Below are 23277 nucleotides of genomic sequence, written 5' to 3' on the forward strand. Positions count from 1 at the left end.
CGAGGAGATCTCCAAAGGATAGAAACTATCCTTCAACACCATTTGACAAAGAGCCCTCAATTCGAGTGGAGCCCTATTAGAAAATTTGAGTTTTTTTAGAATTAACTGTCAATCTGAAGTCATTGAAATGGATCAATTGAGAATAACCGCCAACTACGGTTAATTTGAAGGACCGATCGTAGCCGGAGGAGGCCAGGGATGGAGCCGGCCGTGGTGGTGCTGTTAACTGGTGATTTTCCAGTTTACAGCACGGGCGACTTTGAAGACTCGCGTTCTTGGCGAGGCTTCAAATCGAGCGAGAAGCCCAAGGGGCTGAAGCGTCCCCACAGCAGGCGTAATCCCTGGCAGCCGCAGGCGGCCTTCTAGATCTTCCGGTTTCAAAAACAATTGCTATTTCAATAACCGGGTAATCAGTTTCTCATAGATAGTGATAAAACGGTGATACATGTCGAGATCGACGTATTCGTTCACTTGGTGGGCCGTGATGTTCCCGGGGCCAAAGACGATGACGTCAATGTCTGGATTGAAGGCCAGGAAGGATGAGGCATCGGTGCCACCGGGAACCCCAATCAATGGTAGCTTCTGTTCGAGGGCGTCTTCCCCAATTTCTTTGGCTGCTTGAACCAGCTCGGTGTCTGCCATGGTGTGCATTGGCCGTAAATCACTCAAAATGTCGAGAGATAGATTGGCCCCTTGCTCGTTAAGGTCCGCAATGATTTGCTTGATGGCAACCGTGATGTCGGCATTTGGTAGTTCGGGGATTGTCCGGATCTTAACAGAGAGGTCAGCACTAGCGGGAACGGTGTTGATTTGTTCTCCACCTTTGACCATCGTGACCACGGGCGTCACGGGTCCGAGAACCGGGTTACGGTAATCCTTGATAGAGGCAAAGTAGGCTTCTTCCTTCTGATAGAAGGCCATCAGCGGCGTAATCGCGTTCTTCCCGATTTCTGGCATGGAACTGTGAGCGGCCACCCCTTTGGAATGGACGGTGTAGGTCAGAGATCCCTTGTGGGCCAATTCGATAAAGTGTTGTTCATTGGTCTGGTTGGCGTCGGATAACTGTTGCGCACTGGCTTGGTCGATCTGCAGCATGTATTGGATCTGCTTTTGCATCAAGAGTTGCTTGGCCGCCCCGCTAGGTTCGCCCACGATTAAGGTGTCGAGGTCTTTAGCGTAACCTGCTTCGCCAAGTTGCTTGGCGCCGTATTGGCCGTATTCTTCGCCGACCGTGGCCATGAAACGCAAGGTTCCATGAAGGGGCACATGTTGATCGTGTAAATGGATCATAGCCCAGACACCAGCGATTAAGCCGGACTTCATGTCAGAGGTTCCCCGACCAAGCATCAGATTATTCTGAATCGTGGCGGAGAGGGCGTCAACCTTCCATTTGGCTGCGTCACCTAAGGCAACGACGTCGGCATGCCCATCGAACCCGACAACGGGACCGTGGCCGTCCCCGATTTCAGCGACCAGGCTAACCCGGCCGGGGGCATATTCGATTAATTTACTGTCGATACCATGTTTGGCTAACAGGGCTGCGATATAGTCCGCAACCTTTTTTTCATCACCGTTAACGGTATTCATTTTGACAATATCGCTCAGTGCTTGAACAACTTCATCCATGTTCTTCCACCTCATTATTAAGTCTAGCCACCCGCGTCTTCGAAGTGACGGGTGTTCACTAACTTGATTACAGCACTTTTTGCAAACGGAATCAAGAATCCAGGGTGTTAGTGGGCAATCTGGGTAAGAAAAAACGACTCATTGGCGATTGCCAGAGTCGTTACCCGAAAACTTTCACTTACTGCAGCTGATACTGCAGGCTGACCAGTTGGGATGCTCCCTTACTGGTAAAGGTTTCGTCGAGATTCATCTGCCAGAGTTGATCGCCGATCTGGAGTTGGTTCTGGGCGATATAGTCAGCCAGTTGGCGCAGACCGATGCAGATGTTTTTCACGTCATTCGTAGTGGTGACGGTCACGTAGTCACCAGTGGGCTTGGTGAGCTGTGGAAGTACACCTGTGTCGGTGCCGTCTGCGACCTTCTTGAGAATACAGAACGAAGCTGTGGGATACAGGTTGGCGTCACTGCCGGGTAGATGCGTCAAAAAGCCGGAGTCGCGCTTGTTAACCAGTTCGAGTTTACCTAAATTAGCATAGAACTCGGCGTAGATCTCCGCGATTTCTTCTTCGGTACAGGCCACCGACTGGCGCGACCGACAGAACGTCACGGGAGCGGTGATTGTGGTGATTGTCGGCTGATTCTTGACGGGAGCCACAGTCGCGGTAGGCTGGTTAAACCGCGTGTTCAAGGTACTTTTAAGCACGGAGAGATTGTCCAATTGGCCGTTGATTTTAGCAAGCACCTGTTGCAAGTTGTGGTTTAAGGATTCTGGATCGGCGTTTTGGGTGAGGGCCTTGATTTCGGTGATCGACAGGCCGAGATGTCGTAACTCAAGGATGAAGGTGAGGTCGTAGAGCTGATCGTAGTCGTAGTATCGGTAGCCATTGGCGGCGACGCGCTTGGGTTTGAAGAGCGCCTTCTCGTCATAGAAGATCAGGGTGCGACGGGTTGTTCCGGCTAAGGTGGCGAATTTCTGAATGGTTAACATGAAGCATCTCCTAAATCGGACTTGACTGTAACGTTACGGTACACCTTACACTAGGGTCAGTAAATGAGCAACTAAAACGATAGAAATGGGGACTTAGATTATGCGAGCAGTTGTTATCGATCATCCAGGAGATGCCAGTGTCATGAATCTAGTGGAACGGCCAACTCAGAAGACCACGGCGCACCAATCGGTGATGCGGATCCATGCCTTTGGCGTGCACCGTTACGAAGTGTTGACGCGTGCGGGTGGGTCACCATCCGTTAAGTTTCCCCGGGTCATCGGCGTCGAAGCGGTGGGAGAAATCCACGAGGCTTCAGCTGAGGGACCATTTAAGGCCGGTCAGAAGGTCATGACGATGATGGGCGGCTTTGGCCGTGAAGTGGACGGCAGTTACCAGGAATACGCCTTAGTCGACGATTCTAACCTATTTACGGTCAACCATCCGGGAACGGATTGGGTCAAGCTGGCCCAATATCCTGAAAACTTCTATACGGCGATCGGGGCGCTGAAGTCTCTGCGGCTACAGGCTGGCCAGTCCCTGCTCGTTCGTGGGGGGACCACGGCGGTTGGCTTGGCCGCAACGCAGTTAGCCAAGGCCATGGGTCTAACGGTGACGGCCACGACCCGGCGGCCCCAGATGCTGGATGCCGTGGTTCAAAGTGGCGCAGATGCCGCAATTCTAGACACGGATAACCAGCTTGTCACCGAAGAAAAATACGATGGGATCATTGATCTGGTGGGATCGGTCACGATGGATGATTCGATTGCCCACTTGAATCAAGGTGGGACGGTCTGTGTGATTGGCCTGCTAGCTGGTGAATGGGTCGCTAAGGAATTTTCACCATTTGTCCTGGGCGATAAGTACTTAACGTTCTTTGATTCCACGGTGGTTCACCAGGATCTGGTGGACGAGATGTTTGATCTCATTAACGAAAATCACCTGGAGATCCCGATTGCCAAGGTTTTCAAGCTCGCGGATATTCGTGAAGCCCACGACTATGTGATGGCCAGTCGTGCACTAGGCCAAGTCATTATTGATAACGATTAGATTAATTCGTCAATGACATCGGTGACGGTATAGGTGGCAACCTGTCCCAACGCCAAAAGAAAATCGTTGAGCTCTGCTCGCGTGTGGAAGGCCCCCTCAATGAGGTAGGGCCTTTCTCCCGTGACCCGATAATGATGGCGAATGGCATTACGGTACTGGTGAATGAGGGCGTCGTAACCCGCACGCTGGGTGGCGTTCTTAACTGCCGCCTGAATGAAGACCTGACGATCAAAACCTAATTTTTCGGTATCGACCTCAATCGTGTAGCGTTTAATGATGCCAGCATCTTCGAGGCGGGTGATGCGTGCGGCCACAGCGGGAGCGGTGAGATGAACCCGTTCCGCAAGATGGTTGGCCTTGATCCGACAATTTTTAGTGAGTTCTTTTAGAATATTTAGGTCGGTTTGATCGAGCAACTGAAATACCTTACTTTGTAAGTATTTTGGGGCAAAAGACTTTACTTTTCATCTTAACAGTCGACTTCAAAGCCTGTAAAGTGGAGACTACTGCTTGCCTAATTTGTAAGCCACATTCTTAGGTATTTGGCCAAAGGTTAGTATAATGAGGAGTTACAGACACGTCGTTGCGGATTAGCGGAAGCCTATCGCGTTCGTATCGGCAAGTGGTGTGGCCCGTCGAATTGGGCCGCACACGAGTAGGGTATGGAGGTTGACATGATAGAATTTAGAAATGTTACCAAGCAATACGCACACAACCAAGCCCTGGATCGGTTAAACCTCACAATTCCCAGCCGGGACTTTTTTGTGTTGGTCGGTCCTAGTGGGAGTGGGAAGACCACGACGTTGAAGATGTTAAATCGGTTGATTGAACCCACCGATGGCGATATTTACTTCGACGATCGCCGCTTGATTGATTATGATTTGAAACAATTACGACTCCAAATGGGGTACGTTTTACAGAACATTGCCCTTTTTCCGAACTTAAACATTCAGGATAACATTGCCATTCAAGCCGAGTCGCTAGGCTGGCCCCGTAAGCGGCGGATCGAACGGGCGCGTGAGCTGTTGGCTCAGGTCGACTTGGATCCGGATCAGTACGCCACACGGATGCCCAGTGAGCTCTCCGGTGGGGAGCAACAACGGGTCGGAATTATTCGGGCCCTGGCGATTAAGCCTAAGGTGGTTCTGATGGATGAACCCTTCAGTGCCTTGGATCCCATTTCACGTAAACAACTCCAAGATCTGGTTTTGCGGTTGCATCAAGAACTGAAGATGACCTTTGTCTTTGTGACGCATGACATGCATGAAGCCTTGCGCTTAGGCCAACACATTGCGGTGATGCGGCTCGGTCACATTCAACAAGTGGGGACGGGTGAAGACATTATTCGGCACCCAGCCAATGATTTCGTCCGCGGCTTTTTCCAAGTGGAAAATGCGGCCCGGCCGGATGCAATTTCTGATCTCGTGCTAGCTGGTTATGGCACGGCGACGACCGCTACGACGAGCATTGATGCTGCGGCAACTGTGAATGAACTTGCGGCGGCCTTGCGTCAAGGACCAGTGGTCGTGGCGACGCCCGATGGCAATCGCCAGCTACAGATCAAAGATCTCTTGGATTTCTTAGCTACAAAGGAGGCGGATTAGGTGTCAGCCATTTTGCATATTCTCAAGACGCAGGGCGGAGATATCGTCCATGCGATCGGGCAACACATTGGGCTGTCCCTGATCTCGCTATTGATTGCCGCGGTGATTGCGATCCCGCTAGCAATTCTTTTGATGAATCACAAGCGGGCGGCGGGGGTCATGCTCCAGATTACCAGTATTCTCCAGACGATTCCGAGTCTGGCCTTGCTAGGGATTCTGATTCCTATCGTGGGGATTGGGACGGTGCCGTCAGTCATCGCCCTGGTGATTTACGCGGTGATGCCCATCTTTCAAAATACGTATTCCGGATTGACCACGATCGATCCCAATTACGAGGAGGCCGCCACGGCGTTTGGATTGTCGCGGCGCATGAAACTCTTCCGGATTGAATTGCCATTAGCCATGCCAATGATTATCTCCGGTATTCGAATCGCGACGGTCTTGATCATTGGGACCGCCACGCTGGCTGCCTTGATTGGTGCCGGTGGTTTGGGGACCTACATTCTATTGGGAATTGAAACCAACAACAATCCCCTCCTGATTATCGGGGCCGTGTTGTCAGCGATCTTGGCCCTGGTCTTCGGCGCGGCGATCGACTGGTTGGGTCGACTGTCCTTTAAGAAGGCTGGGATTGTCCTGGCCACAGTTGTTGTCCTGATCGGTGGGTTTGCCGGTTACCGTAAGATTGCCAATCCAGAAACGGGGATCACCATTGCCGGGAAGATGGGGAGTGAACCTGAGATCCTGATTAACATGTATAAGGATCTGATTGAGCACGACCATCCCCGAATGAAGGTGACGACCAAGGCCAACTTCGGGGGGACATCCTTCCTGTTTAAGGCCCTCAAGTCGGGGTCCATCGACATTTATCCTGAATTTACGGGAACCGTCTTGGAGTCTCTGGTTAAGGGAGAAAAGGCGGCGAGTCATGATCCTGCCAAGACCTATCAGGTGGCGCAAACGGCCCTGAAGTCGCAATACCGGATGGCTTATTTGAAGCCAATGAAGTATCAGAACGGCTATGATCTGGCCGTCACCAAGCAGTTTGCGAAGGCTAATCATTTAAAAACAATCTCAGATCTGGTTGCGGTAGAGGGTAAGATTCACGCCGGTTTTGATCCCGACTTCTATCAATTGAAGGACGGTTATCCAGGATTAAGCAAGACATACGGTTTGAAATTTGCCAGTGCTAAGACGATGGAACCGTCGATTCGCTACAAGGCGATTGCGAACGGCAAGGTCAACCTGGTCGATGGCTATACCACCGATCCCGAAATTCAAGAATACCATCTGGTGGTCCTGAAGGATGACCGGAACTTCTTCCCACCTTATCAAGGAGCCCCGCTGATGACTGAGAAATTGGTCACCGAGCACCCCGAATTGAAGGCGACCTTGAATAAGTTAGCCGGGAAGGTTACCACGACGGATATGCAGAAAATGAATTATCTCGTCACTGTGAAGCATGAGAAGGCCGCAACTGTGGCCCGTCAGTATTTGAAGAGTCATGGGTACCTAAATTAGGGAGGAACAGTGTGCATGAAAGCAATCGTTGTGAGTCATCCGGGAGGACCGGAAGTGCTAACCTATACCGATGTGCCCAAACCCAGTGTGAAGCCCGGCTGGACGCTGATGGCTGTGAAGGCTCGGGGCGTTAATCATTCCGAGGTCTTTACGCGAGATGGCGAGTCACCATCGGTTAAATTTCCCCGGATCTTGGGGATCGAGGCCGTCGGTGAAGTCGTGACTACCACCGATACGAAGCGGCTGCCGGTTGGCCAGACCGTGGTCACCTTCATGGGTGAAATGGGTCGCGCTTATGATGGCAGTTATGCAGAATTTGCTTTAATTCCCAATGAACAACTCTTTCCGATAACGACGGCGTTATCTTGGGCGGACTTGGCAGCGGTACCGGAGACCTACTATACAGCCTACGGTGCGCTGGAAGGGTTACGCCTGCATGATGGCGAGACCTTGATGGTTCGCGGCGGTACTAGTGGCGTTGGCGTCGCAGCAGCTAAATTGGCCCATGCCATGGCTGACGTGACGGTCACGGCCAGTACCCGTAATCTGGCCAAGCGTGATCAGCTATTGGCGGCGGGCTTTGACGACGTGGTCTTGGATCGCGATGAGCATCTCCCACAGGGAACCCGGTATGACAAGATCTTAGAACTAATTGGGGCCCTCACCGTTCCGGAATCCCTCCAGCATTTGAATCCAGGAGGAATTGTGAGTGCAACGGGAGAATTAGGCGGCCAATGGGGATTAAATGACTTCGAACCAGTATCCAAGATTCCTAGCAATACCTATTTGACGGCTTTCTATTCCGGTGATATTGATGAACAACGGTTGCGCACCCTGTTTGAACTGATCGACAGCCACCATCTCGATGTGCGTCCGGCCAAGGTCTTTTCGTTACAGGAGATGCGGGCAGCTCATGAGTATCTGGGGAGTCAGCATAGCTTCGGTAAGGTTGTTGTGGTCTCCTAGGATTTAGGTTGACAGTGCCTGACTGAAAGATTAAAATAACAGTTAATTTCTAATCAATTTATCATAAACAGCCAGGAGAAGAGTAGTGGCGGCGGTGTTGTACAGTGAGCCCGGTCAGTGAAAACGGGTCGACACCTAGTCATGAAGATGAGCTCCCAAGTGCTATCCGGTGGTTCACCCCGCCGGGTCGGTAGGAACCGTTAACTTTCCGGGTATCAACTGGTACCGTTGAGGCGTGATCTGTGAGGATGACGTAAACTAGGGTGGTAAAACGACGCGTTCGTCCCTTGAACTAAGGATTTAGTTCGGGGATGAACGCTTTTTTATTCCCATCAAAATGATTAGGAAGTCACTTAATCTTAAGGAGGACATTCAGATGACACTTAACCAAATTAAAACGCAATTTCCTTATCGCTACGACGTCGTGGGGAGTCTCCTACGACCGGCAATGCTCAAGACGGCTCGGGCCCAGTTGGCAGCGGGAACCTTGAGTGCTGAAGATTTAACTCGGATTCAGCGGGCGGAAACCAAACGCGTCGTCCAACGCCAGGTTGAACTGGGACTCAAGGCCGTGACCGATGGTGAATTCAATCGGAGTTGGTGGCATCTCGACTTTCTCTGGGGCCTTACGGGGGTGGGGCACTATGACTATCAGCAGAGTTATAAGTTCCACGGCAGTCAGACCCGAACCGACAATGCTGATCTGATCGGACGCATTGCCTTCAATCCGGATCATCCCTTCTTTGAGAGCTTTCGTTACCTCCAGAGCCTGGTGCCAGCAGGAGTCGTAGTTAAGCAGACCATCCCGTCCCCAACCATGTTGTTCCGGGACAATCGGAGCGACAACTGGCATCAATTCTATCCGACCTGGGACGCCTACCTGGATGATCTAGCTCAGGCTTACCATGACACGATCTTGCGGTTCTATGAATTGGGCTGTCGCTACCTTCAGCTGGACGACACCACGTGGGCCTATCTGATTAGCCGGTTGAACGCGACGCAAGACGACGCCGTGGCCCATCAGGAAGTCGTTGATCTGGCCGAGAATGCCGTTTATGTCATCAACCGCTTGTTGACGGGTTTACCAGAAGACTTGACGGTAACCACCCACATTTGTCGGGGGAACTTCAAGTCGACCTACCTGTTCTCCGGAGGCTACGATGACGTGGCAGATTATCTGGGGCGCTTGCACTATGATGGGTTATTTCTGGAATACGATAACGCCCGGGCCGGGAGTTTTGCACCGCTCAAGAAGATTTGGCATAACGATCCTGATAAACGCCTGGTATTGGGACTGATCACGTCGAAATTTCCAGAATTGGAAGATCCAGCGACCATCACGGCGCGGATTCACGAAGCGGCCGAACAGGTGCCCCTGGCCAACCTGGCCTTGTCGACCCAGTGTGGCTTTGCCTCGACCGAGGAAGGCAATCAGCTGACGGAGGACCAGCAATGGGCCAAGCTCAAATTAGTTAAGCGGATCGCCGATAACGTCTGGCCCGAGTCATAAATTTTACACAAAGCATAAGCAATCTTTACATTTGCCAGCGTCATGAGGTGGTATCCTAAACAAGATAGCTAGACTGAGATAGGAGCGACTCGAACATGACAACGGTATTCGGTCACCGGGGCTACCCGGCGCGTTTTCCAGAAAATTCTTTAGCAGGCTTTCGTTACGCGGTTGAACACGGTATCGAAGGCATTGAGTTTGATGTTCATTTGACGAAGGATCAGGTGCCGGTCATCATGCATGATGAGCAGATCGACCGGACCACGGATGGGAGCGGGTTGATCGAGAGTTACACGTTTGCCCAACTCCGTCAGTTTCGGCTGGCGAATCAGGAACCGATCCCATCACTGGCGGAATTTCTGACGCTGGTTACGAATCGTGATGTCCAACTCAATTTGGAGTTGAAGACCGATAAGATTCAGTATCCTAACATTGAACGGATTGTGATGGGGATGGTCCACGCGACTGCGCTCAAGAAGCCAGTGATCTTCTCGTCATTCCATCTACCCACGCTGAATACTTGCCAAAAGTTGGCGCCCAATGAGATTTATTGTTGGTTGACCGACCGGCGGGTAGCCGATCCAGTGGCGCTGGTCACCCGTGAACACCTGAATGGCCTCCATTTGAGTCATTATCAGGCAGGAATCCCCGTGACTGAGCGGATCTGGACCGTGGACAATCCTACGGTAGCCGCTGATCTGATGGCGAAGCACGTTGCCGGGATCTTCACCGATGATTTTGAAATGATGATGCAGGTGAAGCAACAGGTGGCTAATTAAATTGAAAAGAGTGCGACAATATAAATTTGGAGATTAAAGAGAGCCAAGGACAAAATCCTTGACTCTCTTTTTTACCACTAGTCGTTAATCCTGTGTGAGCCGGTGTAAGAATTCTGCGCCCATCTGCTGGGCGTTAAAGGCGTAAGGTGCCAGGGCCGTTGCCGGGTCTTTAAATTGGCCATTTTCGTCAATCTCGTCTTTCTTTAAGGTCAACTGGAGGTTGGTCGCCATAAGCTGGAACTTGAGCCCGCGGAGGACCAGGTTCATGCCCAGGGCCGCTTGGAAACCACCATGACCGCCGTAGGAAACCATGCTGACAGGTTTGCCACGCCATTCTTTGTATAAGTAGTCTAAGGCATTCTTCAAGGGTGCCGGATAGCCCCAGTTGTACTGTGGAAAAAGGAGAATGAAGCCGTCGTAACCCTGAATAAGTTGGCTCCAACGCTGCGTGTGTTCCTCGTGATAAATGCCAGTGGAAGGTTGTTCAACTTCGTCTAGTAACGGCAAATTGATTTTTGCCAGATCAATGAGGTCGACGTCTAGTCCGGGCTGAGCCACGGCTGTCTGTAGCCAGGTGGCGATGCTGGGGCTAATTCGGGTGGGACGGGTGGATCCGATGATGAGACCGATTTTTTTAGGCATGCTGATCTCTCCTTTAAATTTCCAATTAATAGGTGCGTTGTGCACACATCTTAGCATTTATCTGGTATAATCACAAGTATGGATAATGAAATTTTTGAAGCACTATTTGAAATCGTGACCTTCTTCAACCAGCCCCAACAGGACCGTCACCTGCTACAGCAGGCCAACGTGCCGTTGGAACCGGCCGCCCTCCCAATCGTGGTGCGGGCCGGGCGTCAAGCCGACATTAGCATTGGCGAGCTGGCTGATCAGATCGGCCGCAATCACTCCTCAATAAGCCGCCAGGTGGACAAACTCGTCGCAGCCGGCTGGCTCCGTGAGGTCGATCGCCGCGATCAGCGGGTCCGGTTGGTGGCTCTCACCCAGCAAGGACAACGGGGACTCATGCAAATTAAGCTCGCACGGGAGGCAGCGTTAAGAGAACGGTTAGCGAGCTACTCCAATACCGATCGGGCCGAACTGGTCCGGGTCCTGCAACAGCTGGCGGGAACGATGACTGGTGAGACAGCTGACGAGTATGATGAAGACGATGACTTGAAGTAAGTTAAGAAATTCAGAGGGAGGCCGGGACAACTGTCCTGGCTTTTTTCGTCCCCGTTTAGTTTGGCAAACGCGTATAATAGGGTATAAATTGTTTGGGGAATTAAAGGGGATGGGTCGATGCGTCAAGGAATCAAGCGTGGGTTAATCTTAAGTGGATTTTACGCCTGCTGGGTATTGCGAACAGTGGGCTGGGCCTGGTTATCTGGCAATGACAGTGACGCTCTTGGGGCCACGGTGTTGAGTTTCGTTGTTTTTGGTGTGGTGTTATTGCCCTGGCCTGTGATTGTTTACTTGGTTGGCCGCGGTATTCATCACCAGCAGTGGGCGCCCGGCTTGACTGCCGGTTGGCTAGCGGTGTTGACGGTAGTTTCTTCAGAAGCGTTTAGTGCGAAGGTTGCGCCGGTCATTCCCTTGTTAACGATTCTGACAGGGTGGCAAGTGGCCGGCTTATTTGTTCAACCAATGCCACGGTCCACGACCTGGTGGGTGACGGGCGTGAGTATCGTGGCCACCGGGCTTTGCCTATTGACACCGGTCACCGCTGCCCGGCTGTTCGTGGCAGGATATGCCTCGCCGGTTCAGGCATTCACCGCCAACTCATCTTCCGACAGGGAGGGCCAGGTGACCACCTATAATTACAACGTGACCGAAGTGAGCCTGATTCCCACGCAATCGGACCCGAAGCTAAGTGTGGATGTCCATCATCTCGGTTTGATCTACTATCCTACCGAAGAACAGTGGTGGGTCGTCTAAATTGAGATTCAGAAAAAGAGACCGATCGTCGATGAAATTGTCATCGGCTGTCGGTCTTTTATAAGCGCAAAAAAATTAACCACCTTGAATTAGACTGGGATTTAGTCTGATTCAAGCCGGTTAACGATTATTTTGGGACAGCTACGATTGGGGCATTTTCCGGGTACCCTAATCACTGCTACCAAAAAAGCTTTAGTTTGTCGTCTGTTTGTTAAGCAATTGTTTACGACAACTTCATAATAACAAAGAAATCAAGGGTTTTGGGTGATTCTCGCGATTTGTAATATTACAAATTCATGCCATACTCATTTCGGGGAACAACCGGTCGGTAATCGTCCCCACTCAGGGGGTTCATGAGTCAGGGCCACAGAGAACATTTTCTGAATAAGTATTCTGAAAAATGAATATGGTTTAGGCGATGAGGAAATTTACCTCATCGCCTTTTTACAGGATCTTAACCAAAGTTGGTGGTCAGTCCGATCGGTTTGACGGGTCACCGGTCAAACTAAATGAGAAGAAATTCGGGAATTCTGAGAAATTAAGAGCGGCTCTCCTTCCGGGGTGATCGGCCAGTGAAAAGGGGATAATTTAGCCGGTTAATGGTTCCCAGACGGCCTAGCGGCTAAGAGAATGATACCGTGTTTTCAGGTTCCTGATACCAACGAAAATTTGGAAACGCCAATTGAGCTGGTTGGCCTGGTCGGCGTCTCCATAGTCTTCTAAGTTTCCTATGGCGTTGAAAGTGCGGAAGATGCCGGTAACCAGTGGCTTATCAAGGGAATTCGGCCATTTAAGGGTGGGGGCTAATCGGTTGGTCGCCAGGATGCTTTTATTAATAATTTTATATATCGTTCAGGTTTTACGGTTTACTTGCCGTGAATTAACGGTTTCACTTCTAATAATTATTTTGATGACGAAGCATTTTCCAAAAAATGGTTGCGAAAGTTCGGATACTTGCTATCATTGGGAGTGGTTATTGAACACCAACTACATATCTGAGGAGTGAGCTTGATGCATCTGAGAAACAAGGTTAAATGGCTCTTAGTCATGACGGCATTACTGGCCTTACCAGTTACTTTGGTAGGGTGTGGCAAGTCGACCAGCTCGACCAGTTCTTCTAGTTCCAAGGGATTTACCCCTAAGAAGTTGACGGTAGAATTCGTGCCATCATCTAATGCGGGAACGATCGAGGCTAAAGCCAAGCCACTGGAAGGCTTGCTGAAGAAGCAATTAGGGATTCCAGTGACGGTTAGTGTTTCGACCGACTACAACACCATCGTTGAGGCCATGGGGTCCAAGAAGGTGGATGTCGGTTTCTTACCGCCTGATGCATACGTGTTGGCGCACAAACAGTACGGTGACAAGGTCATCTTACAGGCCCAACGTTACGGGATTAAGGAACCTAACGACCAAGCCACGAAGCAACTCGTGAGTTACTACCGGTCACAAATCTTGGTTCGCAAGGATAGCGGGATTAAGTCTATCAAGGATCTGAAGGGCAAGAAGATTGCCGTGCAAGACACGACCTCAACTGCCGGATGGATTTACCCAGCCGTTGAAATGCTGGAACACGGCGTTAACGTCAACAAGGATGGCATCAAGACGGTTCAAGTGAAGGGTCATGACCAAGGGGTCTTATCCGTTTACAACAAGAACACGGACGCTGCCTTCGTCTTCCAAGGGGCACGTAAGTTAGTCATGAAGGACCAAAAGAATATCATGAAGGACGTTGTCCCAATCTACACGACGGGCAAGATTCCTAACGATACGATTACGGTTCGTGGGGACATGACAGACAAGTGGCAGAAGAAGATTGCGGCAGCCTTTAAGGAAATTGCCAAGACCAAGAAGGGACATGACATCATTTCAAGTGTCTACTCTCACGAAGGTTACGCAGATTCCAAGGACAGCAACTTCGATATCATTCGGAAATACGACAAGCAAGCAGAAAAGCTCGACAAGTAAGCACGTCGACAATTAGGCAATAACGACAGAAAGTAGCGGGGGGCGGCACATAGCAAGCGCCTCTGCTACTTTTTTATAGGGGGATCAGAATAATGGATCAACAACCAATCATTTCTTTCAAGAACGTGAATAAAATTTATAACAACGGGACCGTGGGTTTGAAAGACATTAACTTTGATATTCCCCGTGGAGAATTCTTGGTGGTCGTCGGGTTGTCAGGGGCCGGGAAGAGTACCTTACTCCGGACGATTAACCGGATGCATGAGATCTCTTCCGGTGAGATTACGATTGAGAATGAACCGATCAGTGACTACAAGGGGCAATCGTTGCGGTTGTTGCGTCGAAAGATTGGCATGATTTTTCAGGATTTCAATCTGATCAAACGTTCAACGGTTCAACGGAATGTATTGTCGGGGCGGGTGAGTTACTACCCGACTTGGAAGAGTGTCTTGAACCTCTTCAGTGCCGCCGATAAGGACCGGGCCATCCGCGCTTTGGAACGGGTCAATTTGACCGAAAAGCTCTACACACGGGCCGACGAATTGTCCGGTGGTCAGCAACAACGGGTGGCCATTGCCCGAACGTTGATGCAAGATCCTAAGGTTATCCTGGCCGATGAACCGGTGGCGTCACTGGATCCACTAACGACCCAGACCGTGATGGATATCTTGAAACGTTTGAACCAAGAAGATGGCATCACCGTTATTGTGAACTTGCACTCGGTGGCCTTGGCTCGGCAATACGCAGACCGTATCGTGGGCCTGCGCGCTGGTGCCGTGGTCTATGACAAAGAGATCGCCGACGTGACCGAGGCTGACCTGACGAAGATTTACCAGACAGCCTAGGAGGGGGCAAAATGACAACACCGGAAATTCCGCAACGTTCATGGAGCCAGCGCTGGCACGTGAAGGGCGTGGGCTGGACGGCCCTCTTGGTGGCCTTGCTCGTGGGGTCCTCTAAGATGACAGGGGTCGACGTGGGGATGTTTTTCAGCAACTTCGACCAATTCACCAATCTCTTGGTTCGGATGTCTCAGCCAGCCTGGTCCTACGTGCCAATCATCATCCAACCCCTCTATGAAACCATTCAAATGGCAATCCTGGGGACAACTATTGGGACCGTCTTCGCCGTGCCATTCGCGGTTCTGGCGGCCAGCAACTTGGTCCACAATCAGTGGTTACGCGGCATCATTCGTTTGATTTTAGACCTGGTGCGAACGTTACCTGACCTCTTGTTAGCGGCGATCTTCGTTGCCATCTTTGGAATTGGGTCGACCGCCGGGGTCATCACCTTGGCCATCTTCTCCTTTGGGATGATCTCCAAGCTCTTCTATGAGGTTATCGAAACCATCGACATGGGGCCACTGGAAGCCATGGAATCCGTTGGTGCTAGCAAGGTTACCATCATTTGGTATGCCGTGCTCCCCCAAATCATGAATCAATTTGTGAGCTACTTTCTCTACACGTTGGAAATCAACGTGCGGGCATCGACCGTCCTGGGGTACTTGGGTGCCGGGGGGATTGGGGTCTTCTTACAACGGTCACTGAGTGAATTCGACTATAACAAGACGGCCGTGATCATTCTGGCTACGCTAGTTGTGGTCATGGTGATTGATGGTGTCAGCAATCATTTAAGGAGGGTCTTACTCTAAGATGAATATGCAAACGACAATGACAAATAAACCAGAGAAGCCCGTCCACTTGAACCCTTGGCGGCGTTGGAGTTGGCTCATTTGGCTGGTTCTGGTCGCCGGTGTTTATACCTGGGCTATTACCGGGCTCCATTTTACCGGGTTGCAGGAATCCGCTGGGTCCGTCTCGAAGTCCATCGTCCACGGGTTGGTCAATCCGGACTGGGCCTACGTCTACAACGGTAGCGGCGAAGACTTGGTTTCACTGATTATCCAGACACTGGCTATCGCGCTATTGGGAACCTTCGTGTCGGCCCTGATCAGTGTGCCCTTTGCCTTCTGGGCCGCTCGGGGTGAACACGAGTGGGGCCACCTACGTTCTGGCAGTGGCAAGATTGTTCTGACGTTGATTCGGACTTTCCCAGAAATCGTCTTGGCTATCATGTTCATTAAGGCTGTGGGCCCGGGCTCCTACGCCGGGGTTCTGGCCGTCAGCATTCACTCCATTGGGATGCTGGGTAAATTGTTCAGTGAAGCCATCGAAAATATGGATCGGGGAGCCGAGGAAGCCATCGTGAGTGCCGGTGGAAATAGTCCCCAAGTCTTCATGCTGGCAACGATTCCCACAATCATGCCCGAATTCATTTCCTACACGCTCTATCGGTTTGAAATCGCCGTGCGGTCTGCCTCCATCTTGGGGATGGTGGGTGCCGGTGGTATCGGTACACCCATGATCTTTGCTATTCAGACACGGGCTTGGTCGCGAGTGGGGATTATTCTGTTAGGGATCGTGGTCATGGTGCTTCTGATTGATACCCTATCAGAGCAGCTGAGAAAGAGGCTGATCTAATGACGCACCTTAAGATTCTATCGACCAGTGATGTTCACGGTTACGTGTATCCCACGGGGTACAGCACGCCTAACGATAAGCGTGACTTCGGATTCTTGAAGGCCGCCACGGTCATTGACACGGTGCGTCAGGAAGCCGATCCCGATGATATTGTTCTCACGATTGAAAATGGAGACTGGATTCAGGGGTCGCCGTTTGCGGCGTACATTGCCAAACACGACGATGCCCCCCGCGATCTCTTTACGCAATTAAGTTCGGCCATGGCGTACGATGCTGGCGTGCTAGGCAATCATGAGTTCAACTATGGGTTGTCCTACTTACGGTCCTGTGAGGCCGCGCGCCAGTATCCGTTGCTTGGCGCGAATATCCAGGGTGGTCAACGGGCAGGGATTGTCGATGCGCCGTACACCATTCTAGAACGGGGTGGCGTGAAGATTGCCATCCTGGGACTGACTACCGCCTATATTCCCATGTGGGAGGCAGCGGGTCACATCGAGGGCCTGACATTTGTGTCGGCGTTTACGACGGCCCAACACTGGGTACCACGCTTGCGGGAGTTGGCCGATGTGGTCATCGTGGCCTATCACGGTGGCCTTGAGGCCGATCCACTGACGGGGGACCCAACAGAACGATTGACTGGAGAAAATGAAGGGTACCAGCTCATGACGGCAGTCCCCGGGATCGATGCTCTGATTACCGGACATCAGCATCGCGAAATTGCCGGCGTGTACCAAGGCGTGCCGGTCACCCAACCCGGTGAAAAGGGCGTTGCCGTGGGTCTAATCGACTTGGAACTTGACGCGCACCATCAGGTGGTTACCCACCGCGCGGAGTTGTTATCGACGGCCCAAGCAACTCCTAAGCGCGCCCTCCAAGCCTTAACGACGGCTACCGAAGCCGCCGTACAGGCCTGGTTGGACCAGCCGATCGGGCAAGTGACTGGTGCTAGTCTGGTCGTGACCGATTCGTTTGATGCACGCCTCCATGGACATCCGTATCTCCAATTTGTCAACGAGGTCGCCATGGATGCAGGGCAAACGGATATCGCCTTGACCAGCTTATTTAACGATGACGTGCGGGGTTTAGGGACCCACGTCACCATGCGCCAACTGTTAAATAGCTATGGGTATCCCAACACCTTGGTTGTCGAGCGTCTGACGGGATCAGCGCTCAAGGCGGCGTTGGAACGGAGCGCCAGCTTCTTTACCTGCGAGGGGTCAACGGTCAAGGTCAATCCAGCTTTCATTTATCCGAAGTTGCAACTCTATAATTACGATGTGTACAGCGGGATTGACTACACCTTCGATCTTCACCAGCCGATCGGACAACGAGTGGTAGACCTGAGTTATCATGGTCAACCAATTCAGCCCGATCAGGAACTCCTGATCGCGGTGAACCAGTACCGCGGCAACGGAGGCGGTGACTACCCGATGTTTGCCGCCAGCAAGATTGTTCGTGAAATTAACGTGGACATGGTGGCCCTCATCTTAGATTATTTTGAGCACCATCCCGTGGTCACGGGCAAACCGCAAACCAACTTCCAGGTTCGGGCATGAGACCCGCACCGGAAGAAAACAGCACCAGCTAGGTGGACTTAAGGTCCATTTAGCTGGTGCGGTTTTTAGTTGCGCCAAATTTCATTAAGCGCGGCGACGACGTAGGGCACCAGTGATGAGGGGTTCCCAAGGTCGGACCAGGTAGTGACAAAACGCACGCGATCGTGTTCCGCTAAGTTCAAATGAAATCGTTGATCATGACTAAGATTGACCACTTCGGCCAAGTAGACTAGCCGGGTAAAGACGGTTCCTTGGTGTAAATCAAGATGGGAATCTTCCGCCACGATCCGCCGAATTATCACGGTCAGACCAGTTTCTTCGTAACATTCGCGAATTGCGGCGTCCCGGGGAAATTCGTGTGGCTGAACTAAGCCACCTGGAAAATCCCAGTAGTGCGGGAAAACATTGGACTTGCCGCGTTCAAAGGCTGTTCGTCGTAGTAGTAAAATACCTTGTTCGGTCGGAACCATGAGGTGTGCAATCAGCTGAGTCATGCTAGTCCTCCATTTTGAAGAAGTGTTTAATCATTAAGATCAGTATACTTCGATGAAGATCAAAGCTTTTGGAAGTAGCATGAGTTTGGCAAGTGATCGAGGCATTTGATCAGAAGTGACCAATGATCGTTATTGAATGGTAAAAACAATCATAGCCGCAGGCGGCTTTTTTAGCGTTTCTAGTTACTTAAGCGAACTATCCACATGAACCACCAGTTTCCCCAGATTTTCGTCATGTTTCAGGTGCTTTAACCCAATGACGGCCTGGTTAAAGGATAGTGTGGCGCCAATCACCGGATCTAACGTGCCACTGGCTAGCTGTTCGCCAACCGTAGTCGCCATGACAGCCAGATCGTGGATGCCTACAGGATCGGCGGAACGGTAGACGCCGCCCAGCCCGGCGCGATTCAGACTCAGGGCCCGAGTATCGAAGTCAAAGTGGGCAGGCATGCCGTCGCCAATGGCGATAATTTGGCCGTTGTAGGCCATTCTAGCGGTGTCTGCCGCCAAGGCCTCACCGCCGAGGGTATTGAGGCTGACGTCGACACCACGGCTATTGGTGGCGTCGAGCACGGCCTGCGTGACATCGGTTTGGTGATAGTCAATGATGACATCTGCGCCAACGCGTTCGACCAAGGCCCTTTTACGAGCAGAGGTTGTCGTGATGGTTTGTAGGCCAAGTTGGTGGGCAAATTGTAAAGCGGCCAGTCCGACAGCACCACCCCCAGCGTGAATCAGCACACTTTGGGCAGTGGTCAAGTTCGCCTTGCGGTGTAGCGCCTGGTAGGCTGTCAGGGTGCCACATAGACTGGCGGCAGCCGCATCCAGACTGACGTTGGCTGGTAGGTGGGCCACACTCTGACTGGTGGTAACCGTGTAGGTAGCGAGGCTGCCGGCTCGGCGCAGATCGCCGTGATAGAAGACCCGGTCCCCCACGGTAAAGTCGGTGACGCCGCGACCCAGTCCCGCCACAATACCCGCGGCATCCATACCGATGACGTGCGGGTCATTCCAGGTGCCGTTTTCAATGACCTTGTAGTCAGCTGGGTTCAGCCCTACCGCGCCCACCTGGATGAGTAATTCACCGGGTCCTGGCGTTGGGGTGGCAATTTCTAATTGCCGGACATCGTCAAGGTCGTGCGGACCGTGTCCCATAATCGTCCATGCTTGCATCGCAATCAGTCCTATTCTTTAGAGTTAGGTCTATCTTAGGGGAAGCACGGCGAAAGGGAAAGCCATTCATTTGGTTAGCACCCCCATTGGTTACGTCTATATGTTAAATTTAGATTGCATTACCCGCTAATTGGGTGCAATTGTTTAAAAACCTTGGTAGAATTAATTAACTTAACATTAAAAACTGGAGGTGGACGTCTTGCACGACCGTTTGATTGCACTCCCAATTCCTGACCGCTAAATTTATTTCATCTCAGAAAGGATGACCCCATTACATGGCACAAGAAACAGAAGCAACTGTCACTACGACCACCGAAACTGAAACGACCGACCCTGGACCCAGTCAGGAGTCGCTTTGGCAAAAGACAACGTCAGAACTATTAACCGAATTCGCTACCGATAGAGATGCCGGGCTTACGACCGATGAGGCGCAGCAAAGACTGCGTGCGGACGGGCCTAACGAGTTGACCGCTAAGAAACAATCGAATCTCTTACGTTTCTTGAAGCAGTTCAATAACAGTATTATCTATATCCTGGCGGGTGCCGCCTTACTCACCTTCTTCATGCACCACTACTCCGATTCAATCGTTATCGGACTGGTGATTATCGCGAACGCTTTTATCGGTTACTTCCAAGAAAAGTCGGCGGATAACGCCCTCGATAAAATTAAGGCCCTGCTGGTCTCCGAGGCCGTCGTCTTCCGTGATGGCCAGAAGATCACGCTGCCTTCCCGTGAATTGGTGAAGGGGGATATTGTCCAGTTGGAGGCGGGGGATACTGTGCCTGCCGACCTGCGACTGATCGATGCGGATAATCTGAAGATTCAGGAGTCGGCATTGACCGGGGAAACTGATTCGGTCAACAAAGGTGAGGATCCCTTACCCGACGCTAATTTAGCGCTGGCCGAACGGTCGAACCAGGCCTTCGCCTCGACGGCCGTGACCAGTGGGTCCGGCCGAGGCATTGTGACGGTGACCGGTGCCAACACCGAGATTGGTCACATCCAACAGAACGTGGCTGAAGTTAAGCAACAGCAAACGCCTTTAATGAAGAACCTCAATGGCTTGGGGCTCGGCTTGTCGATTGCCATCTTGGTAGCGGCAGTCCTGCTCTTTATCCTGGGGATGATTACCCATGTTTACAGCTTACCAACGCTGCTGATTGCCGTGATTACGATGGTGGTGGGCTCGATGCCCGAAGGCCTACCGGCTAGTACGTCGGTGGTCCTTGCCATGGGAACGCAGGCGATGACCAAGCAGAATGTGATTGTGAAGACGTTACCCGCTGTGGAAACCCTGGGGGCCGTCGACATCGTTAACACCGATAAGACCGGGACGTTGACGAAAAATGAAATGACCGTGACCGATGTGCTGACCGCCGCCGACACCTACACGGTTTCCGGTGTCGGGTACGACGCGACCGGCCAGGTTGAAAATGACAAGGGCCAGACGGTGGCCTGGCGTGATGATACCGACCTCGAGTGGTTGGTTCAGATTGCCGGACAGACCTCCGACGCCCAGTTCCATGAGGAAGATGGGCAGTGGGTTCTGACCGGGGAGCCAACCGATGGGGCCTTGACCGCGCTATACCACAAGCTAGTCGGCACCGATCCCGCACCCCAAGAGATTGACTCGTTGCCATTCGACTCGGCCATTCGTTATTCCGCCCGACTGGTCGATCACCGTGACCAACGGTACTTGTTGGTTAAGGGGGCACCACAAACCTTGATGCGCCTGATGACTGAACAGGGCCAAACGGTTGACCAAGACGCCTGGCAAGCGCGGATTTCTCAGTTGACGCAACAAGGCAAACGGGTTGTGGCCTTAGGGTATCAACCCGTAGCCACCGACGCCGATGAGGTGGATGACCTGCCAATCGGGCAGAACTTCCACCTGGCCGGGATGGCTGGGATCATTGATCCCCCACGTCCTGGGGTCGCCGATGCCGTTAAGCAACTGCGTTATGCCGGCATCAAGGTCAAGATGATCACGGGGGATGACCCCGAGACCGCGGCCGCCATTGCCCAGCAGTTGAACTTGTCCGAGAAGGCGAAGGCCATCACCGGACCCGAGTTAGCCCAGTTGAGTGACGACGAATTGGCCGCTAAGATTGACCAATACACGGTGTTTGCCCGGACCACGCCCGCTGATAAATTGCGGATCGTGAAGGCCCAGCAACAGCGTGGCCACGTGGTTTCCATGACGGGTGACGGCGTCAACGATGCGCCCGCTTTGAAGCAGGCTGATATTGGAGTTGCCATGGGGATTCGGGGAACCGACGTCGCCAAGGACTCCGCCGATATGGTGCTGGCCGATGATGACTTCACCTCGATCCTGGGGGCTGTCCGTGAGGGTCGCCACGTCTTCGATAACATTCGTAAAACGATTCGATTCCTCTTACCAACCAGTTTTGCCGAAGGACTAATCGTGGTCCTCAGTATCCTGATGGATCAAGAGCTACCCTTATTCCCAACACAATTGTTGTGGATTAACATGGTGTCCGCCTTGACGATTCAGTTTGCCTTCATCTTTGAGCCTGCCGAGAGTGGAATCATGAAGCGGGGGCCCCGAGACGTCACCCGGGGGATTCTCTCGAAGCTTGATATGTTTGAGGTGGCCTACGTCTCTCTCCTGATTTCTGGGCTGGGGATGTTCGCCTACGACCTCCTGACAGCTCAAGGGCTGTCGGCCGTCATCGGCAGTACCATGACGTTAAACGTCATCATCTTCGGGAAGGTCTTCTACCTCTTCAACTTGCAAAACGATCACCCAGTTCTGTCGAAGTACTTCTTCCGCAACAAGATGAGCTTCGTGATCGTGGCAATTCTCTTGGTTCTACAGGCCGGCATTATTTACTGGCCAGCCATGCAGAGCGTCTTCCACACGACGTCGGTTAACTTCCATTATGGTTGGGGAATCCCAATCATGGCGGGGGCAGTCGTCCTGATCGTAACAGAAATCGCCAAGGCAATTCGCCATCGGCTGGATAATAGTATTGTTCAGAGGGAACAGAGAAATATATAGAGTGTGACAGCCGGCTGCCCGCTGGCGCACGTTTCGACCATATAAATTCAAAAAAGAGAGGGACCGTGGCAATCACCACAGTCCCTCTCTTCTTTGCGTCCACTTAAACTTCAATCGCCATGACTCCCCACCGTCGTTCCTGTTCAGGCGTGTAAATCGTATAGGTCGCCTGTACCATTTGTGCCACACTGTCCGTCGGCTGACTTCCCACGCTAACCGGTGAATAGGCTTGATAGAGGGCCGCAAAGGTTGGAAATAACCGATAGCCACGGACTGGTTTATCCAGAACCTGGCTAGCATTGGCCAGATTAACGAAGCGAATCGTATCGCCAACCTGAATGGCCTGGCGTTTGGGATCGTGGAGGCGGATTTCAATGGTTTTGGTGCCAGCTGCCATGAGGTCGAATTGGTCGGCGGCGAGTTTCATTTGGGTCGTGGTCATGCAGTTTTGCCTCCTTGAATTGGGGTTAATTTTAGAATTAGATTCAGTATAGGCACATTGGGAACTTGGCGCAATCCCTGTTAGGTCACCGATCATTCTAAACGTAGCCGCTAAGGGTTCAGGGCTACCACGATCGGCCCCTGCAATATTTGTGACTATTTTAC

The 23277-nt window shown here is 51.9% G+C and carries 21 protein-coding genes; 14 read left to right on the forward strand and 7 right to left on the reverse strand.

From position 1 onward, the window contains the following. Positions 1–390: 390 nt before the first annotated feature. The gene (locus IV54_RS06070; RefSeq protein ID WP_057878502.1) at positions 391–1626 is read right to left on the reverse strand and encodes an ArgE/DapE family deacylase; all 1236 of its coding nucleotides are present in this window, start codon (positions 1624–1626) and stop codon (positions 391–393) included. 178 nt (positions 1627–1804) lie between these two features. After that, complete coding sequence (locus IV54_RS06075) at positions 1805–2614, reverse strand: MerR family transcriptional regulator (protein WP_057878503.1); 810 nt, start codon at positions 2612–2614, stop codon at positions 1805–1807. A gap of 100 nt (positions 2615–2714) precedes the next feature. Between IV54_RS06075 and IV54_RS06080 the strand changes: the two genes are divergently transcribed. Then, complete coding sequence (locus IV54_RS06080) at positions 2715–3662, forward strand: zinc-binding dehydrogenase (RefSeq protein WP_057878504.1); 948 nt, start codon at positions 2715–2717, stop codon at positions 3660–3662. Here IV54_RS06080 and IV54_RS06085 read toward each other — a convergent pair. After that, entirely contained in the window at positions 3659–4078 is a 420-nt protein-coding gene (locus IV54_RS06085) for an Lrp/AsnC family transcriptional regulator (RefSeq protein WP_057878505.1), read from the reverse strand. The genes IV54_RS06080 and IV54_RS06085 overlap by 4 nt on opposite strands. A gap of 258 nt (positions 4079–4336) precedes the next feature. Between IV54_RS06085 and IV54_RS06090 the strand changes: the two genes are divergently transcribed. The 5 genes from IV54_RS06090 (at position 4337) to IV54_RS06110 (ending at position 10042) form a co-directional block, all read left to right on the forward strand. Further along, the gene (locus tag IV54_RS06090; protein WP_057878506.1) at positions 4337–5266 is read left to right on the forward strand and encodes an ABC transporter ATP-binding protein; all 930 of its coding nucleotides are present in this window, start codon (positions 4337–4339) and stop codon (positions 5264–5266) included. Beyond that, a complete protein-coding gene (locus IV54_RS06095; RefSeq protein ID WP_057878507.1) occupies positions 5267–6787 on the forward strand; it encodes an ABC transporter permease/substrate-binding protein in 1521 nt (506 codons plus the stop codon). A gap of 15 nt (positions 6788–6802) precedes the next feature. Continuing rightward, a complete protein-coding gene (locus tag IV54_RS06100; protein WP_057878508.1) occupies positions 6803–7753 on the forward strand; it encodes a zinc-binding dehydrogenase in 951 nt (316 codons plus the stop codon). Between the two features lie 376 nt (positions 7754–8129). Then, complete coding sequence (locus IV54_RS06105) at positions 8130–9263, forward strand: vitamin B12 independent methionine synthase (RefSeq protein WP_057878509.1); 1134 nt, start codon at positions 8130–8132, stop codon at positions 9261–9263. 95 nt (positions 9264–9358) lie between these two features. Next, positions 9359–10042: a glycerophosphodiester phosphodiesterase family protein gene (locus IV54_RS06110; protein WP_057878510.1), complete on the forward strand. Its 684-nt coding sequence runs from the start codon at positions 9359–9361 to the stop codon at positions 10040–10042. 84 nt (positions 10043–10126) lie between these two features. Here IV54_RS06110 and IV54_RS06115 read toward each other — a convergent pair whose 3' ends face one another. Further along, entirely contained in the window at positions 10127–10684 is a 558-nt protein-coding gene (locus tag IV54_RS06115) for an NADPH-dependent FMN reductase (RefSeq protein WP_057878511.1), read from the reverse strand. A 78-nt stretch (positions 10685–10762) separates the two neighbouring features. Here IV54_RS06115 and IV54_RS06120 point away from each other — a divergent pair, with 78 nt between their 5' ends. From IV54_RS06120 to IV54_RS06150, 7 genes are all read left to right on the forward strand, one after another. Then, positions 10763–11227 (forward strand): MarR family winged helix-turn-helix transcriptional regulator, encoded by a 465-nt coding sequence (locus IV54_RS06120; protein WP_057878512.1) that lies wholly within the window; start codon positions 10763–10765, stop codon positions 11225–11227. 117 nt (positions 11228–11344) lie between these two features. Further along, positions 11345–11980 (forward strand): hypothetical protein, encoded by a 636-nt coding sequence (locus IV54_RS06125; protein WP_057878513.1) that lies wholly within the window; start codon positions 11345–11347, stop codon positions 11978–11980. 1011 nt (positions 11981–12991) lie between these two features. Further along, a complete protein-coding gene (locus IV54_RS06130; protein ID WP_057878514.1) occupies positions 12992–13945 on the forward strand; it encodes a phosphate/phosphite/phosphonate ABC transporter substrate-binding protein in 954 nt (317 codons plus the stop codon). A gap of 92 nt (positions 13946–14037) precedes the next feature. After that, on the forward strand, positions 14038–14790 hold the full coding sequence (phnC, locus tag IV54_RS06135; RefSeq protein ID WP_057878515.1) for a phosphonate ABC transporter ATP-binding protein: 753 nt from the start codon (positions 14038–14040) through the stop codon (positions 14788–14790). An 11-nt stretch (positions 14791–14801) separates the two neighbouring features. Then, positions 14802–15596 (forward strand): phosphonate ABC transporter, permease protein PhnE, encoded by a 795-nt coding sequence (phnE, locus tag IV54_RS06140; protein ID WP_057878516.1) that lies wholly within the window; start codon positions 14802–14804, stop codon positions 15594–15596. A 7-nt stretch (positions 15597–15603) separates the two neighbouring features. Continuing rightward, positions 15604–16425, forward strand: coding sequence for a phosphonate ABC transporter, permease protein PhnE (gene phnE / locus IV54_RS06145; RefSeq protein WP_202813413.1), 822 nt, complete (start codon positions 15604–15606; stop codon positions 16423–16425). Next, entirely contained in the window at positions 16425–17981 is a 1557-nt protein-coding gene (locus IV54_RS06150) for a bifunctional metallophosphatase/5'-nucleotidase (protein ID WP_057878517.1), read from the forward strand. The genes phnE (IV54_RS06145) and IV54_RS06150 overlap by 1 nt, the downstream gene beginning before the upstream one ends. Positions 17982–18046: 65 nt before the next feature. On the opposite strand, the gene IV54_RS06155 is transcribed toward IV54_RS06150, so the two are convergent. Both IV54_RS06155 and IV54_RS06160 read right to left on the reverse strand, forming a co-directional pair. Continuing rightward, positions 18047–18475 (reverse strand): NUDIX hydrolase, encoded by a 429-nt coding sequence (locus IV54_RS06155; protein WP_057878518.1) that lies wholly within the window; start codon positions 18473–18475, stop codon positions 18047–18049. Positions 18476–18658: 183 nt separating this feature from the next. Beyond that, positions 18659–19648, reverse strand: a complete 990-nt coding sequence (locus IV54_RS06160) for a zinc-binding dehydrogenase (protein WP_057878519.1) — start codon at positions 19646–19648, stop codon at positions 18659–18661. Between the two features lie 275 nt (positions 19649–19923). Between IV54_RS06160 and IV54_RS06165 the strand changes: the two genes are divergently transcribed. Beyond that, positions 19924–22671 (forward strand): HAD-IC family P-type ATPase, encoded by a 2748-nt coding sequence (locus tag IV54_RS06165; protein ID WP_057878520.1) that lies wholly within the window; start codon positions 19924–19926, stop codon positions 22669–22671. Positions 22672–22774: 103 nt separating this feature from the next. On the opposite strand, the gene IV54_RS06170 is transcribed toward IV54_RS06165, so the two are convergent. Beyond that, a complete protein-coding gene (locus IV54_RS06170; protein ID WP_057878521.1) occupies positions 22775–23113 on the reverse strand; it encodes an ASCH domain-containing protein in 339 nt (112 codons plus the stop codon). Between the last annotated feature and the right edge of the window lie 164 nt (positions 23114–23277).

Source organism: Levilactobacillus paucivorans (assembly GCF_001437125.1).
Lineage (GTDB): Bacteria > Bacillota > Bacilli > Lactobacillales > Lactobacillaceae > Levilactobacillus > Levilactobacillus paucivorans.

Excerpts from the sequence above, each read along its gene's own strand:
- IV54_RS06070 (WP_057878502.1), bottom strand. The coding sequence starts at position 1,626 with ATGGATGAAGTTGTTCAAGCACTGAGCGATATTGTCAAAATGAATACC.
- IV54_RS06075 (WP_057878503.1), bottom strand. The coding sequence starts at position 2,614 with ATGTTAACCATTCAGAAATTCGCCACCTTAGCCGGAACAACCCGTCGC.
- IV54_RS06080 (WP_057878504.1), top strand. The coding sequence starts at position 2,715 with ATGCGAGCAGTTGTTATCGATCATCCAGGAGATGCCAGTGTCATGAAT.
- IV54_RS06090 (WP_057878506.1), top strand. The coding sequence starts at position 4,337 with ATGATAGAATTTAGAAATGTTACCAAGCAATACGCACACAACCAAGCC.
- IV54_RS06100 (WP_057878508.1), top strand. The coding sequence starts at position 6,803 with ATGAAAGCAATCGTTGTGAGTCATCCGGGAGGACCGGAAGTGCTAACC.
- IV54_RS06105 (WP_057878509.1), top strand. The coding sequence starts at position 8,130 with ATGACACTTAACCAAATTAAAACGCAATTTCCTTATCGCTACGACGTC.
- IV54_RS06110 (WP_057878510.1), top strand. The coding sequence starts at position 9,359 with ATGACAACGGTATTCGGTCACCGGGGCTACCCGGCGCGTTTTCCAGAA.
- IV54_RS06115 (WP_057878511.1), bottom strand. The coding sequence starts at position 10,684 with ATGCCTAAAAAAATCGGTCTCATCATCGGATCCACCCGTCCCACCCGA.
- IV54_RS06120 (WP_057878512.1), top strand. The coding sequence starts at position 10,763 with ATGGATAATGAAATTTTTGAAGCACTATTTGAAATCGTGACCTTCTTC.
- IV54_RS06125 (WP_057878513.1), top strand. The coding sequence starts at position 11,345 with ATGCGTCAAGGAATCAAGCGTGGGTTAATCTTAAGTGGATTTTACGCC.
- IV54_RS06130 (WP_057878514.1), top strand. The coding sequence starts at position 12,992 with ATGCATCTGAGAAACAAGGTTAAATGGCTCTTAGTCATGACGGCATTA.
- phnC (WP_057878515.1), top strand. The coding sequence starts at position 14,038 with ATGGATCAACAACCAATCATTTCTTTCAAGAACGTGAATAAAATTTAT.
- phnE (WP_057878516.1), top strand. The coding sequence starts at position 14,802 with ATGACAACACCGGAAATTCCGCAACGTTCATGGAGCCAGCGCTGGCAC.
- phnE (WP_202813413.1), top strand. The coding sequence starts at position 15,604 with ATGCAAACGACAATGACAAATAAACCAGAGAAGCCCGTCCACTTGAAC.
- IV54_RS06150 (WP_057878517.1), top strand. The coding sequence starts at position 16,425 with ATGACGCACCTTAAGATTCTATCGACCAGTGATGTTCACGGTTACGTG.
- IV54_RS06155 (WP_057878518.1), bottom strand. The coding sequence starts at position 18,475 with ATGACTCAGCTGATTGCACACCTCATGGTTCCGACCGAACAAGGTATT.
- IV54_RS06160 (WP_057878519.1), bottom strand. The coding sequence starts at position 19,648 with ATGCAAGCATGGACGATTATGGGACACGGTCCGCACGACCTTGACGAT.
- IV54_RS06165 (WP_057878520.1), top strand. The coding sequence starts at position 19,924 with ATGGCACAAGAAACAGAAGCAACTGTCACTACGACCACCGAAACTGAA.
- IV54_RS06170 (WP_057878521.1), bottom strand. The coding sequence starts at position 23,113 with ATGACCACGACCCAAATGAAACTCGCCGCCGACCAATTCGACCTCATG.